Annotated in this window: 12 protein-coding genes and 1 tRNA gene; 6 read left to right on the top strand and 7 right to left on the bottom strand. The window is 51.1% G+C overall.

Annotated features, from left to right (window positions below; translation table 11 throughout):
- Positions 1 to 40 precede the first annotated feature (40 nt).
- From ilvC to QWY27_RS08970, 3 genes are all read right to left on the bottom strand, one after another.
- The gene (gene ilvC / locus QWY27_RS08980) at positions 41 to 1,057 is read right to left on the bottom strand and encodes a ketol-acid reductoisomerase (RefSeq protein ID WP_290196839.1); all 1,017 of its coding nucleotides are present in this window, start codon (positions 1,055 to 1,057) and stop codon (positions 41 to 43) included.
- Between the two features lie 70 nt (positions 1,058 to 1,127).
- Positions 1,128 to 1,619 (bottom strand): acetolactate synthase small subunit, encoded by a 492-nt coding sequence (ilvN, locus tag QWY27_RS08975; RefSeq protein WP_290196837.1) that lies wholly within the window; start codon positions 1,617 to 1,619, stop codon positions 1,128 to 1,130.
- An 11-nt stretch (positions 1,620 to 1,630) separates the two neighbouring features.
- Positions 1,631 to 3,436: an acetolactate synthase 3 catalytic subunit gene (locus QWY27_RS08970; protein ID WP_290196835.1), complete on the bottom strand. Its 1,806-nt coding sequence runs from the start codon at positions 3,434 to 3,436 to the stop codon at positions 1,631 to 1,633.
- Between QWY27_RS08970 and QWY27_RS08965 the strand changes: the two genes are divergently transcribed.
- From QWY27_RS08965 to QWY27_RS08955, 3 genes are all read left to right on the top strand, one after another.
- A complete protein-coding gene (locus tag QWY27_RS08965) occupies positions 3,435 to 3,560 on the top strand; it encodes a hypothetical protein (protein ID WP_290196834.1) in 126 nt (41 codons plus the stop codon). The two genes, QWY27_RS08970 and QWY27_RS08965, sit on opposite strands and share 2 nt — an antisense overlap.
- 246 nt (positions 3,561 to 3,806) lie before the next feature.
- Entirely contained in the window at positions 3,807 to 6,002 is a 2,196-nt protein-coding gene (locus QWY27_RS08960; protein WP_290196832.1) for an FUSC family protein, read from the top strand.
- The gene (locus tag QWY27_RS08955) at positions 5,999 to 7,249 is read left to right on the top strand and encodes a DUF3734 domain-containing protein (RefSeq protein ID WP_290196830.1); all 1,251 of its coding nucleotides are present in this window, start codon (positions 5,999 to 6,001) and stop codon (positions 7,247 to 7,249) included. The genes QWY27_RS08960 and QWY27_RS08955 overlap by 4 nt, the downstream gene beginning before the upstream one ends.
- Here QWY27_RS08955 and QWY27_RS08950 read toward each other — a convergent pair.
- On the bottom strand, positions 7,203 to 7,913 hold the full coding sequence (locus QWY27_RS08950) for an acetoacetate decarboxylase (RefSeq protein ID WP_435433470.1): 711 nt from the start codon (positions 7,911 to 7,913) through the stop codon (positions 7,203 to 7,205). The two genes, QWY27_RS08955 and QWY27_RS08950, sit on opposite strands and share 47 nt — an antisense overlap.
- A 167-nt stretch (positions 7,914 to 8,080) precedes the next feature.
- Here QWY27_RS08950 and QWY27_RS08945 point away from each other — a divergent pair, with 167 nt between their 5' ends.
- Positions 8,081 to 8,863, top strand: coding sequence for a 3-hydroxybutyrate dehydrogenase (locus tag QWY27_RS08945; RefSeq protein WP_290196827.1), 783 nt, complete (start codon positions 8,081 to 8,083; stop codon positions 8,861 to 8,863).
- Positions 8,864 to 8,885: 22 nt separating this feature from the next.
- Here the strand turns inward: QWY27_RS08945 and yaaA are convergent, their stop codons facing one another.
- Positions 8,886 to 9,656, bottom strand: coding sequence for a peroxide stress protein YaaA (gene yaaA / locus QWY27_RS08940; RefSeq protein WP_290196825.1), 771 nt, complete (start codon positions 9,654 to 9,656; stop codon positions 8,886 to 8,888).
- 162 nt (positions 9,657 to 9,818) lie between these two features.
- Here yaaA and QWY27_RS08935 point away from each other — a divergent pair.
- Together QWY27_RS08935 and QWY27_RS08930 are read left to right on the top strand one after the other, a co-directional pair.
- Positions 9,819 to 9,908, top strand: a tRNA-Ser gene (locus QWY27_RS08935).
- Positions 9,909 to 10,089: 181 nt separating this feature from the next.
- The gene (locus tag QWY27_RS08930) at positions 10,090 to 10,299 is read left to right on the top strand and encodes a hypothetical protein (RefSeq protein ID WP_290196823.1); all 210 of its coding nucleotides are present in this window, start codon (positions 10,090 to 10,092) and stop codon (positions 10,297 to 10,299) included.
- Between the two features lie 6 nt (positions 10,300 to 10,305).
- Here the strand turns inward: QWY27_RS08930 and QWY27_RS08925 are convergent, their stop codons facing one another.
- Together QWY27_RS08925 and QWY27_RS08920 are read right to left on the bottom strand one after the other, a co-directional pair.
- Positions 10,306 to 11,667, bottom strand: a complete 1,362-nt coding sequence (locus QWY27_RS08925) for an amidase (RefSeq protein ID WP_290196822.1) — start codon at positions 11,665 to 11,667, stop codon at positions 10,306 to 10,308.
- Positions 11,668 to 11,697: 30 nt separating this feature from the next.
- Positions 11,698 to 12,681, bottom strand: coding sequence for a Bug family tripartite tricarboxylate transporter substrate binding protein (locus QWY27_RS08920; protein WP_290196820.1), 984 nt, complete (start codon positions 12,679 to 12,681; stop codon positions 11,698 to 11,700).
- Positions 12,682 to 12,731 lie beyond the last annotated feature (50 nt).

The raw sequence follows: 12,731 nt of genomic DNA, 5'->3' as shown, positions 1-12,731 counted from the left end.
CCGAGGGGCGTGTTTGAACTGCATACTGATTTAAATCAGATTAGTTCTTTGTTTTATCAACAAGTTTGTTGGCAGCAATCCAAGGCATCATGGCGCGCAACTTGGCACCAACGACTTCGATTTGCGATTCCGCATTAATACGACGACGCGAGATCAGTGCGGGGGCACCAGCCTGGTTTTCCAGAATAAAGCGCTTGGCATATTCGCCAGTCTGAATATCCGTCAAGCACTTGCGCATCGCTGCACGAGTCTCGTCTGTGACAATCTTGGGGCCTGTCTCGTACTCGCCGAACTCGGCATTGTTCGAGATCGAGTAGTTCATGTTGGCAATACCGCCCTCGTAGATCAAGTCAACGATCAGCTTGAGCTCGTGCAAACACTCAAAGTAAGCCATTTCAGGGGCGTAACCTGCTTCAACCAGTGTGTCAAAGCCTGCTTTGATCAGCTCAACTGTACCGCCGCACAGAACTGCCTGCTCGCCGAACAAGTCTGTCTCTGTTTCTTCACGGAAATTTGTCTCAATCACGCCAGCGCGACCGCTGCCGATTGCGCAGGCGTAGGACAAGGCCACATCGCGTGCCGAACCGGAATTATCCTGATGCACAGCAACCAATGCTGGCACGCCGCCACCTTGGGCGTACGTACCGCGAACGGTGTGACCAGGCGCCTTGGGAGCAACCATCACAACGTCGATATCCGTACGTGGAATCACCTGACCGTAGTGCACGTTAAAGCCGTGTGCGAATGCCAGTGCTGCGCCAGGCTTGATGTTGCTATGCACGCTCTCGCGATAGACCTGTCCGATATTTTCGTCGGGCAACAACATCATGACGAGATCGGCTGATTTAACGGCATCGGCGACTTCAGCGACTTTCAGTCCGGCGTTTGCTGCTTTATTCCAGGAAGCGCCGTCTTTGCGCAAACCCACCACCACTTTCACGCCCGACTCATGCAGGTTCAGCGCGTGGGCATGGCCTTGCGATCCATAACCAATAATGGCAACTGTCTTGCCTTTGATCAGGGACAGGTCACAATCTTTATCGTAAAAAACCTTCATTCTGGGCTCCAGATTTTTGTAAATTGAATGCAATTAATCGTTGAAACAACTTTGAATATTCAGCAGCAGATCACAGCTTCAGGATACGCTCGCCGCGACCGATTCCTGAGACGCCAGTACGGACAGTCTCCAAAATCGCACTTCGATCCAAGGCATCGATAAACGCCTGAATCTTGTCTTGATTACCAGTCAACTCGATGGTGTAGGCCTTATCGGTGACATCAATGATACGGCCGCGAAAAATATCCGCCATCCGCTTCATTTCTTCACGTTCTTTGCCCACCGCGCGAACCTTGATCAGCATCAGCTCTCGCTCGAGATGCGGTCCTTCGGTCAAATCGACAACCTTGATCACGTCCACCAAACGATTCAGATGCTTGGTGATCTGTTCGATCACATCGTCCGAACCCATTGTGACGAGCGTCAGTCGTGACAAGGTGTTGTCTTCAGTCGGCGCGACCGTCAAGGTCTCGATGTTGTAGCCTCTTGCGGAGAATAAACCCACCACACGTGACAACGCACCAGGCGCATTTTCCATCAGCACTGAAATAATATGTTTCATGGATGTCCCCCTTACAGATCTTCAGAACCGAGCAACATCTCGGTCAAGCCTTTACCCGCCTTGACCATCGGCCAGACGTTTTCGCTTTGATCCGTAATGAAGTCCATGAATACGAGACGATCTTTGAGCTTGAAGGCTTCGCGCAAGGCACCCTCGACATCAGCGGGCTTGTCAATACGCATGCCCACATGACCATACGCCTCAGCCAGTTTGACGAAATCAGGCAATGCGTCCATGTAGGACTCTGAGTAGCGCGAAGAGTAATCTATCTGCTGCCACTGGCGCACCATGCCAAGAAAACGATTATTCAGGCATATGATCTTGGGGGTCAGGTGGTACTGACGGCACGTAGAAAGCTCCTGGATATTCATCTGAATAGAGCCTTCACCCGTAATACAAGCCACCGTGGCATCAGGATTGGCCATCTGAACGCCCATTGCGTAAGGCAAACCCACGCCCATCGTGCCGAGACCGCCCGAGTTAATCCAGCGACGCGGCTTGTCGAAACCATAGTACTGGGCAGCCCACATCTGATGCTGACCGACATCTGACGTGATGTATGCGTCACCGCCTGTGATTTCCCAAAGCTTTTGAACCACAGACTGTGGCTTGATCAACTCTGTGGAGTCCGCGAATTTCATGCACTCTTTGCTGCGCCAAACACCGACTTGCTGCCACCACTTGGCCAAGGCCTCTGTGTTGGGACGCGTTTCGGCAGCAGCAACTTGATACTGGGACATCAACTCGATCAAAACGTCCTTGACGTTACCAACAATTGGCACATCGACTTTGACGCGTTTTGAGATGGACGAAGGATCAATATCGATATGGATGATTTTGCGGGGATTTTGAGAGAAATGCTTGGGGTTACCAATCACTCGGTCATCAAAACGCGCACCGACCGCAATCAGAACGTCGCAGTGCTGCATCGCCATATTGGCTTCGTACGTGCCGTGCATGCCGGGCATCCCGACAAACTGCTTGTCTGTCGCGGGATACGCACCAAGACCCATCAACGTGTTGGTGCAGGGCGCACCGATCATGCGGACAAACTGATGCAACTCCGGGGATGCGTCGGAAAGAATCACACCGCCACCGGTATAGATCATAGGACGCTCGGCCTGCAGCAACATCTGCACGGCTTTTTTGATTTGGCCCTGATGCCCCTTGACGACGGGAGCGTAGGAGCGCATGACGGGCTCGGCTTTGGGTGGCGCGTATTTGCAATGCGCAAAAGAAACGTCTTTGGGGATATCAACCAGAACGGGGCCGGGTCGACCGGTGCGGGCGATGTAAAACGCCTTGCGCATCGTATCGGCCAGTTCTTTGACGTCACGCACCAAGAAATTGTGTTTGACGCAGGGACGCGTGATACCAACCGTATCGCACTCCTGAAAAGCGTCCTCACCAATCGCGTGCGTAGGCACTTGACCGCTGATGATCACCATCGGAATGGAGTCCATGTAAGCCGTGGCTATACCTGTAACCGCGTTGGTGACGCCTGGACCACTGGTCACGAGACACACACCGACCTTGTTGGAGGAACGTGAATACGCATCCGCAGCGTGAACCGCGGCTTGCTCGTGCCTCACCAGAATATGTTTGAATTTGTCTTGCTTGTAGATGGCGTCGTAAATGTAGAGCACAGCTCCACCTGGATAGCCAAATACGTGTTCTACGCCTTCTTCGGCTAAAACGCGCGTGACGATGTCTGCGCCATTGAGTTCCATGATGTCATTCCTTTCATTACCGGCTTCACCCCTATGACTGCGGCCTCTAGATTGAGACGCGCCGAACCGCGACAGGAACCGCAACATGCATCGACGTTTTCAAGCTCACAGAGCCTGGCCACCCGACCACCTTGCCAACCTGGCGCGCATTCGCCATCAGGCTATGCACGCACCCAACAGGGGTGCACTGGATCGAAACGGAAGCGGCTGACCCGAGCTTTTGGCAAGGACAGCAGCAAAAGTTTAAAAATACTGACGTCTGCGGCCGGATGGTATCCCGTACGAATCTGTCATCAGGCAAAAATCCGATAAGTTTTTTTACCCGAATCCCAAACTTTAACGTGTTGTGCGCCGCAGCGCAAATCGTACTGGTGTATGCCTATGGGAGTTGTCACCCAGGGCCGACTCCGATAGAGTGGTGATTTAGACGCAAATTGCTGCAGTGCACACGGGATTTATGAACGAAACTGCCAGCCAAGTTCAACGCTTTATCTTTAGTCACCATCTCTATAGTGGCGTTAGACGCACGGCCGGCACCTTGCTGCCGGTCACCATTCTGGGAGGCGTGTTTGGCTGGTATGCCGCCGGACTAGTCGCCACCTTTGGCGCGCTATGCGTGGCCTTTATCGATCAACCCGGTCCACACGAGAATCGACTCTGGGAAATGCTGGGGGGGACGTTGCTCAGCACGTTGACAGTGGCGATCACGGGCCTGGCCTCCAACTATCCGCTCCTTTTGTGGCTCGCAGTGATCGTTCAATGCTTCGGCTACTCCATGCTGTCCGTTTACGGCAAAAAAGGCGGACTGATTGGTTTTGCCTGTTTGCTTTTGATGACAGTCACCATGCACGAAGCCCTCACCGCAGACCAAATATGGCTACATACCCTCACCTCATTTAGTGGCGGATTGTTTTATACGATTTTTAGTTATTCGCTCAGCCGGGCGATGAATCTTCGGGAAAAAGAACAGGCACTCTCCGTCGCGCTGTTTGCAACGTCTGATTATGTTGCTCAACGCGCAGATATGTATAACCTGGATCACGACTTGGATGATAGCTATCGCAAGCTCATCACCAGCCAGTCCAATATGACAGACAAGCAGCAAGCGGCTCGCGACATGGTGCTCAGAGGACTCTCCGGAAAAATCAATCTGGATCAGCCAAAACGCCTCATGCTCTGGAATCTTTTTGTCGATACGATTGAAATCGTTGACACTTTAGTTGCCACACGAACGGACTATTCACTGTTACGCAACAAACTTGCGGACTCTGACATCCTGATCTTTATCCGTGATGCGCTTTATAAGATGTCCGTTGATTTGGACAGAATCGCCCTGGCTGTTTCTCGGGAAAGCATCGCGACCCCGCGCAACAGTGTCAAAGCAGAATTACGCGCATTGGAATTTGAGATTGATCAAATGGAGCGCAATGGGTTTGCCACACGCGAACCCGATGTCTATCACTTATGTGTGGAGATTTTGCGCCGGTTACGCAACAGCGCGAACGCTGTCCAGCGCATGATCATCTCAACCGACATGAGCAAAAACACCCAAGTCATACAGCCAACGGTATTGGATCAGTCGCTCAGCCAGTTTCTATCGCGTGAAAAATACCGTCTGGGCATGATTACAAGCAATTTGAGGCTTGATTCACCGATTTGTCGCTATGCATTGCGCGTGACGCTGGCGGCCGCCTTAGCCATGGCGGTCTGGACCTTTGTTCCGGCACTCGCGCCTCAGGGCTACTGGATTTTGCTCACAGTCCTGATCATCATGAAACCGGGCTTTGCCTTGACTCGTCAACGTAACACCTGGCGACTAGTGGGTACGCTAATTGGCTGTGTTTTAGCGCTAGGCGCCCTATACATCACAGAAGATAATACATGGCTGTTTGCAGCCATGGTATTGTCGGCAATTATTGGCGGTAGTTTGCTACAGCTCAATTATATGATGGCATCGGTTTTTAATACCAATGCCGTGTTGTTGGCGTTTCACTTTGTCGACCCGACGGCCTCTACTATCGTCACAGACCGTGCGATCGATACGCTGATTGGCTCCATGATTTCTTTTGCCTGCAGCTATTTTTTGCCATGGTGGGAATCGCAATTCATGCCATCACTATCGCGCGCAGCAATCAATGCGAACCGAGAGTATTTACGCGCCGGATTACATTACGTCGATATGTTGCAAGCCAATAAAAAAGATCCTCAGAACACCGATATTCAACGCGCTGAAGTTGCTTGGAGATTGGCGCGCAAAAATGTCTACGTTGCTCTTGGCAATTTTGCAGAGGCCTTTTATCGGATGATGCTCGAACCACGCTCACGCCAATGGCATGTGATTGAATTCAACAATCTCATGATTCAAGTACACATGCTGGCGTCGCAAATCAATGCAGTCATGCAGGCTCTCACAATATCTTCGCAAGCCAATCCGATCGTGATTAATCACCTTGCTCAGATCGTTCCGCATCTCCAAGCAGATGCCAGCGCACCATTGCCGCCCCTTCCTGCATCCCTTGTGGACGGTAGCTCGCCAAATTTTGCCTATCCGATGTCTCAATTACAAAAAACGATCATGAATATCGATGCTGAAGTATCGGTGATTCATCGTCACATACAGTCAACACTTTCACCTTTAGGATCTCCCTCATGAATCACCGTCGCATCAAGCTCCCTGATTACCCGCGCGTCGCTCTTGTGCTTCAAGGTGGCGGAGCCCTGGGTTCCTATCAAGCAGGCGTGTACGAAGGATTGGCTCGCGCAGGTATTCATCCAAACTGGGTGGCGGGTATTTCAATTGGAGCACTTAATTGCGCCATCATTGCCGGCAACCCGCCAGAAAAAAGGGTTGAAATGCTGAAAGGATTTTGGAACGCGATCTGCAGTCCACCTTCGCTGCCCAACACTCTGATCCCCGACACAGCCAACATGTTTGATCAATTGCTTCCGCCTTGGGGCGACATGCTCAAAGGAATTGAGCACACGGTGAGGGGTTCGATGGCGGCAATGTCCGCGCTCATCAAGGGTCAGGATAATTTTTTCACGCCTCGAATGTTGGCACCAGGTGGTGGAACTCCAGACACAACGAGTTTTTACGATACCGCCCCCGTTCTTGCCACGCTCGAACGTTTTGCGGATTTTGATCGGATCAACAGCGGTGAAACAAGAGTTTCGCTGGGTGCCACAAATGTTGCAACCGGCAACTTTGTTTACTTTGACTCTGAAAATATCAAACTGACGCCCAAACACTTTCTCGCCTCTGGCTCCCTGCCTCCGGGTTTTCCAGCCACAGAAATTGACGGCGAATACTATTGGGATGGCGGCTGTGTGTCGAACACTCCACTCGATTATGTCTTGGGTGTCACGCCTCGCAAAGACACGCTTGTGTTTCAAGTCGACTTATGGAGCGCGCGAGGCCCGCTACCCGTTGATATTTTCCAAGTAAACGAAAGACTCAAAGACATCCAATTTTCAAGTCGCACGCGTAGCGTGACGAACATGATAGATATGGCGCAAAAAATGCGCCGTATCTGGTTTGACACGGTAGCGCGCATTCCGGAAAAAGTGCGTGCCAACGATCCTTGGTTCGATGAGATGATGCGTCACATGATGGGTGCGCGCTACAACGTGATCCACCTCATCTATCAAAACAAGCACAGCGAAGGGCATTACAAGGACTACGAGTTCAGCGCTGAAACAAAGGATCAGCACTGGCAATCCGGTCTACACGACATGCATGAAACGCTCGAACATCCAGAGTGCCTGGCAATGCCAAACGAGGGGGAGAACTTCGTGACGTTTGATGTACATACTCGTCAACGAAGCTCATCGGGACAATTGGATCACCCTGTCATCAAGCCTTCAGGTAATCGTAAGCGACCTCGCCAAGCCCCAAAGTGAGGTCGCAGAGCAAGTGCTTGGCGCCGACAATCTCCAGAACAGGAAGGTCGGCGACTGGCGCCAATGCATGCTGAAACAGCTCTAATTTCGCTGGACCCGTCCAAGCGCCCTTGACCGTCACGCCTTGCAAGTAATAGCGCACCAATTCGCACACGCGAGCGGTACCATCGACATGGGGAATGATTTTCAGCAGATAGTTTGGTGTCTCTATGAGCTTTTTTTGCTCTGCGAGACGGTCAAGCTCTTGATGCTTATAACCAAGCGTGCCCGTCGCAATACGAACCTGTCCATAATCAAGCGTTCCCAACAAGGTATCCGAGTCGACTTGGAGCTTCGGTTTTGCTAGCTTTTTGGGAAATCCCCACAGCTCACGCCCGCCCGCAATCGGAGCCTCATCATCCAGATACATCATGTGCGTGTAGCCGCTCCGACGTCCCTGCTCGTCGATGACCGAAATCACCTGTCCTGACTCTGTGTAGTCGCCAAAACCCGATGAGTCGGGCATGCGTATGAACTCATAACTCACAATCGGATCATCGATTGTGAGCGGCTCAGGCACCATTTCGCGCAGTTTTTTTGCATCCGTACGATATGAAATGATTAAAAATTCTCGATTAACGAAGTGGTAAGGTCCTTTTGGAAAGGAAGGACTCGCGAACGGCATTGAGTAGGCATTCGCTTTGATATCGGCTATTTTCAAGAAACTCTCCGGTTGCATTGGTAGCTAGAATGTAATTCATTTAAATTTAGGCGACTATACTGACATGGGCTTTACAATGGCTCACCGCAGCATTCTTTATCTTCACACTACCCCCCTTTCTGGAGTTTAATATGTCACTACAAAATAAAGTTGCACTCGTTACTGGCGCGGCAAGTGGAATTGGACGTGAATGTGCCCTGAAACTTGCCAGCTTGGGCGCAACGGTCGTGATCGCCGACCTGAATCAGGCGGCAGCTGACAAAGTGGCAGAGGAAATCAAACAAGCGGGTGGAAAAGCCATGGGTGTCGTCATGGACGTGACTGATGAAGCCGCAGTCAACGCGGGTACAGATCTCGCAGCAAAAACATTCGGTAGCATCGATATTCTGGTTTCCAACGCTGGCATTCAAATCGTTCATCCAATCGAAGATTATCCTTTCGCCGACTGGAAAAAAATGCTCGCTATTCACCTCGATGGTTCGTTTCTCACCACCAAAGCCGCGATCAAGCATATGTATGCCGGCGGCAAGGGTGGCTCGATCATTTACATGGGATCTGTTCACTCTCACGAGGCGTCACGCCTGAAAGCAGCCTACGTCGCCGCCAAGCACGGAATTTTGGGCCTGGCTCGCGTGGTCGCAAAAGAAGGCGGCCCCAAGGGTGTACGCGCCAACGTCGTGTGTCCGGGCTTTGTCCGCACACCGCTGGTTGACAAGCAGATCCCCGAGCAAGCCGCAGCACTCAAGATCAGCGAAGAAGAGGTCATCAAGAATGTCATGCTCAAAGACACGGTGGACGGTGAGTTCACCACGACTGAAGACGTTGCAAACGTTGTGGCATTTTTAGCCGGCTTTGAAAGCAGCGCCTTGACAGGTCAGTCCGTGATCGTGAGCCACGGCTGGAGCATGCATTAATCCTCGCTGACAAGTCTTCTTGTTATTCGGGTCTACGGAAGACAAGCTTATCTTCCGTAGACACCTCAGGCGCGTATGCGTAACCTTCACTGGCAAATTTTTGTAAACCCTCAGGCTTAGTGATGCGCTTTTCAATCGCAAAGCGTGCCATTAATCCGCGGGCGCGTTTCGCATGAAAGCTGACCACTTTCCAGGTCGGCCCTTTGGCATCCTGGAACACGCATTGAATCACCCGAGCCTTGAGCGCTTTTTGATCCACGGACTTGAAATATTCTTCAGAGGCAAGATTCACGATGATCGGATCTTTGTCCTTTGCAAGACGCTCGTTCAGATAGGGTGCGATTGTTTTGCCCCAAAACTGATAAAGATTGGCACCTCCAGGATTGGCAATTTTTGTGCCCATTTCCAAGCGGTAAGGCTGCATCAGGTCCAAGGGGCGTAAAACTCCGTATAGCCCACTCAAAATTGCCACATGTTCCTGCGCCCACTCGAGGTCTTTTTCTTTCAGTGTGGCAGCCTCTAAGCCTTCGTAGACATCGCCATTGAACGCAAGCACTGCCTGGCGGGCGTTGACCTGAGTAAAGGTGGGCTTCCAGGCCGCATAACGCTCCACATTGAGCTTGGCCAAAGCAGGACTCAGATCCATCAACTCAGCGACATCCTCAGCACTCTTGGTTTTAAGCACCTTGATCAGCTGGGACGCTTCTTTCACAAAAAGGGGTTGGGTATGGATTTCGGTTTGGACCGCGGAATCGTAGTCAAGTTTTTTAGCTGGAGATAACAGAAATAGCATGGCTTAATCCGGCTCAAAGGTTAGTATCAACATCGATACCCCTAGTGTAGCGGCTCGCGGGCGCGTTTCTGCTAGAATTACGCCCTTGACCCCAGTGGGGCTTTGGCATCTGAACTATCCGCCACAAGCCTCACTCGTAATTGTTCCCAGCGATTACACCCCGGAGAGGTGGCAGAGTGGTCGAATGTACCTGACTCGAAATCAGGCGTGGGTGCAAATCCACCGTGGGTTCGAATCCCACCCTCTCCGCCAACTTGTCAAGATTCTGACGAAGGCACATTCCGGCTCTGCTCTACCCCATTTGGCTCTACTGGCTCTACTCCATTATCTGGGGATCAACAGTATCCATCGTTACACTCAGTAGCAACCTAATGCTTGTTGTACATCAGTACTTGTGAGAGACTTTTCAGCATGCTGATTCGGGAGTCAAAACGTGCAGGCCAGATTAATTGATTTAGAAAAGTTTGCGATCGAAACGCGTGATCGTTTGACACGAATCGAAACTCGGTTGGACACTTTTGCTACCAAAACGGATCTTCACCAGGAACTCCACAGCATGACCTGGAAACTTTTGGGAGGTGCGATGGCCGGAGCCACCGCACTCGTGGCCGCTGTTTACTGGGTTGCGTGCAACGTTAAATAAAAATCCTCAGACGAGATTGCGCTCCAACCATGTCGCAATTCCTGTGAGGTTGTAGTCTTCATGATGCTGTCCGATCAGCTGCACTCCCATTGGCAGCCCATCTACTGCCAGCAAGGGTGCACTGATGGCTGGTGCCCCTAAATAAGATGAAACGCAGCTAAAAGACACATCCCCCGTTGGGAATTTCGTATTTCGAGTATCTTGAAAACGAGGCGCTGGACCGCAAGAAGCCAATGAAATCAGGGCATCGCATTGAGTAGCCAATGCCGCCAAGCAGCGATGGGCGTGATCACGCAGCAAAATATCCTGTCGGTAACGTTCAAGCGACATGTCGCGACCGCTCTCAAGCTGGCGCAACAGGCTGGGGCCCAAGGTGCCTGGATGTTGTTCAATCATATTTTCAAGACTCCAGCGCTGCTCCCAAGATATCAGTCGCATGGATTTTGCCGTAGCGTCCTGCACAGACTGCTCCAGCAATTCGATTAAATGGCTGTCTTTACGATGTAAAATACGCACGCCTTTATCTTCAATTTGGGTCAAGAAGGTCTCAAAGACTTTATGGGACTTGGCATCAAGGCGCGGCCAACCTTCGGTTTCAAGAACAGCTAAACAACTCGGCCTCTTTTGTTCTGGAGCAGAAATGGGTCCATACAAGCCGGGATGTCCGGGATCACCTCCTACACGAACTACCATTTCCATCGCGGTATTCCACATATCCTGAGCGCATCCCGCATGAATGCCAACGTGGGATTGACTGTATCCCAGCCTTTCGCCTCTATTAATGGCGCCAAAAGTTGGCTTTAACGCCCAGTTCGCATTGAAACTAGCCGGCCGAATAACTGAACCAACGAGCTGGGACCCCAGCGCTACTGGAACCATACCCGCCCCAACAACCGCGCCCGAGCCACTAGAGGATCCTCCAGGCGTGCGCTCAGGATCGAAGGCATTCGTCGTAGGTCCGGGGTCAAGAAATCCCAAGGCAGTGGTGACGGTTTTACCCAGTACCATCGCTCCCGCATCTCGCAACGCTCGAACAACAGCGCTATCGCGTTTTGGAAAGTTACCTTCGTATGCAGGACTACCCATTTGAGTCGGCATATCTTTCGTTTCTATTAGATCCTTGATTCCGACGGGCATACCATCAATCAGGGACAAGGCCTGGCCGTTGCGATATCGTGTGGTGGATTCGTCAGCCGCTCGACGGGCCGATTCAATATTCAAAACCACCCAGCCTTTGACAACAGGCTCTCGAGCCTCAATGCGCGCCAAACAACGCTCTAGGTACTCGCGAGGGGTGTCTTTATGCTCGAGAAATGCTTGACGAGCATCGTGAAACGTTAATGCTTGAAATGTTTTGGGGCTATACATAACGTTGAACTCCAATCGACAAAATGTGAATTAGTTTGCTTGAATGCCCGCAGATTTAATCAAATTAGTCCAGCGTGCATATTCACTTTTAAAGAACGCATCAAATTCTTTTGGTGTGCTAGTTTCAACGAACATGCCTACGCTCTTTAGACGAGCTTGAACATCAGGCATTTGCAAAACCTTATTAATGTCTTTGTTTACTTTTTCAATGATAGCTAGCGGCGTTCCGGCAGGCGCAAAAACTCCGTACCAAGCCTCAAGACTTAAACTCGGCAAACCTGCCTCTGCAGTCGTAGGCACATCCAAAATACCTTCTACACGCGCGGGTGAAGCGACAGCATAAGCTTTTGCACGACCACTCGTGATGTAGGACTTAACGTTGCCCGATGCAAACTGAACCAGCACGTCCACTTGTCCCCCTAACAAAGCCGTAGACGCCTCGAGTGCTCCACGATAAGGTACGTGCAGAACATCAATTTTTGCCTCTTGTTTAAACATCTCTGTGTAGAGTTGCAACACGCCTCCCGAGCCATTCGAGGAATATGAATATTTACCGGGATTAGCCCTGATTTCGGCTATCAATTCCTGCAACGTGTTCTGGGGCAAACGCGGATGGCCCAAAATCACTACCGGCAAATTACCAATTTTTCCTATACGCACAAAATCTTTAACAACATCTATACGAGCGTTTTTATTGATTGCGGGTAAAGTGGCCAGCTCGTTAAAGGTCACCATCAGCGTATAGCCATCAGGCTTTGCGCGAGCGACATACTCGGAGCCCACCAGCGTACCTGCCCCCGGTTTGTTCTCGATCACCACAGGGTGGCCCCACATTTCTGCGAGCTTGGATCCAATTAGTCGACCCAAAATATCTGCAGTACCACCTGGAGTAGTCGGCACGATGATGGATACAGTTCGTGATGGGTAAGTTGAACTATCGGCTTGCGCGTTAGCAAGGAAGGCAGAGGCTGAAATAGCCATTGCACTAAACAGTTTTATCACTTTTGAACTCATGATTGCTCCTCCTGGAGATTTAGAAAAATAATTTTTATCTATCTCATTCA

This window comes from Zwartia vadi (assembly GCF_030410375.1).
Lineage (GTDB): Bacteria > Pseudomonadota > Gammaproteobacteria > Burkholderiales > Burkholderiaceae_B > Zwartia > Zwartia vadi.
Note: the sequence above shows the minus strand (reverse complement) of the source record. Positions and strands in the feature narration are given on the sequence as shown.

Coding starts and splice junctions, on each gene's coding strand:
- QWY27_RS08925 (WP_290196822.1), bottom strand. CDS start 11,667: ATGTATAGCCCCAAAACATTTCAAGCATTAACGTTTCACGATGCTCGT.
- ilvC (WP_290196839.1), bottom strand. CDS start 1,057: ATGAAGGTTTTTTACGATAAAGATTGTGACCTGTCCCTGATCAAAGGC.
- ilvN (WP_290196837.1), bottom strand. CDS start 1,619: ATGAAACATATTATTTCAGTGCTGATGGAAAATGCGCCTGGTGCGTTG.
- QWY27_RS08970 (WP_290196835.1), bottom strand. CDS start 3,436: ATGTTGCGGTTCCTGTCGCGGTTCGGCGCGTCTCAATCTAGAGGCCGC.
- QWY27_RS08955 (WP_290196830.1), top strand. CDS start 5,999: ATGAATCACCGTCGCATCAAGCTCCCTGATTACCCGCGCGTCGCTCTT.
- QWY27_RS08950 (WP_435433470.1), bottom strand. CDS start 7,913: ATGCCGTTCGCGAGTCCTTCCTTTCCAAAAGGACCTTACCACTTCGTT.
- yaaA (WP_290196825.1), bottom strand. CDS start 9,656: ATGCTATTTCTGTTATCTCCAGCTAAAAAACTTGACTACGATTCCGCG.
- QWY27_RS08945 (WP_290196827.1), top strand. CDS start 8,081: ATGTCACTACAAAATAAAGTTGCACTCGTTACTGGCGCGGCAAGTGGA.
- QWY27_RS08965 (WP_290196834.1), top strand. CDS start 3,435: ATGCATCGACGTTTTCAAGCTCACAGAGCCTGGCCACCCGACCACCTT.
- QWY27_RS08960 (WP_290196832.1), top strand. CDS start 3,807: ATGAACGAAACTGCCAGCCAAGTTCAACGCTTTATCTTTAGTCACCAT.
- QWY27_RS08920 (WP_290196820.1), bottom strand. CDS start 12,681: ATGAGTTCAAAAGTGATAAAACTGTTTAGTGCAATGGCTATTTCAGCC.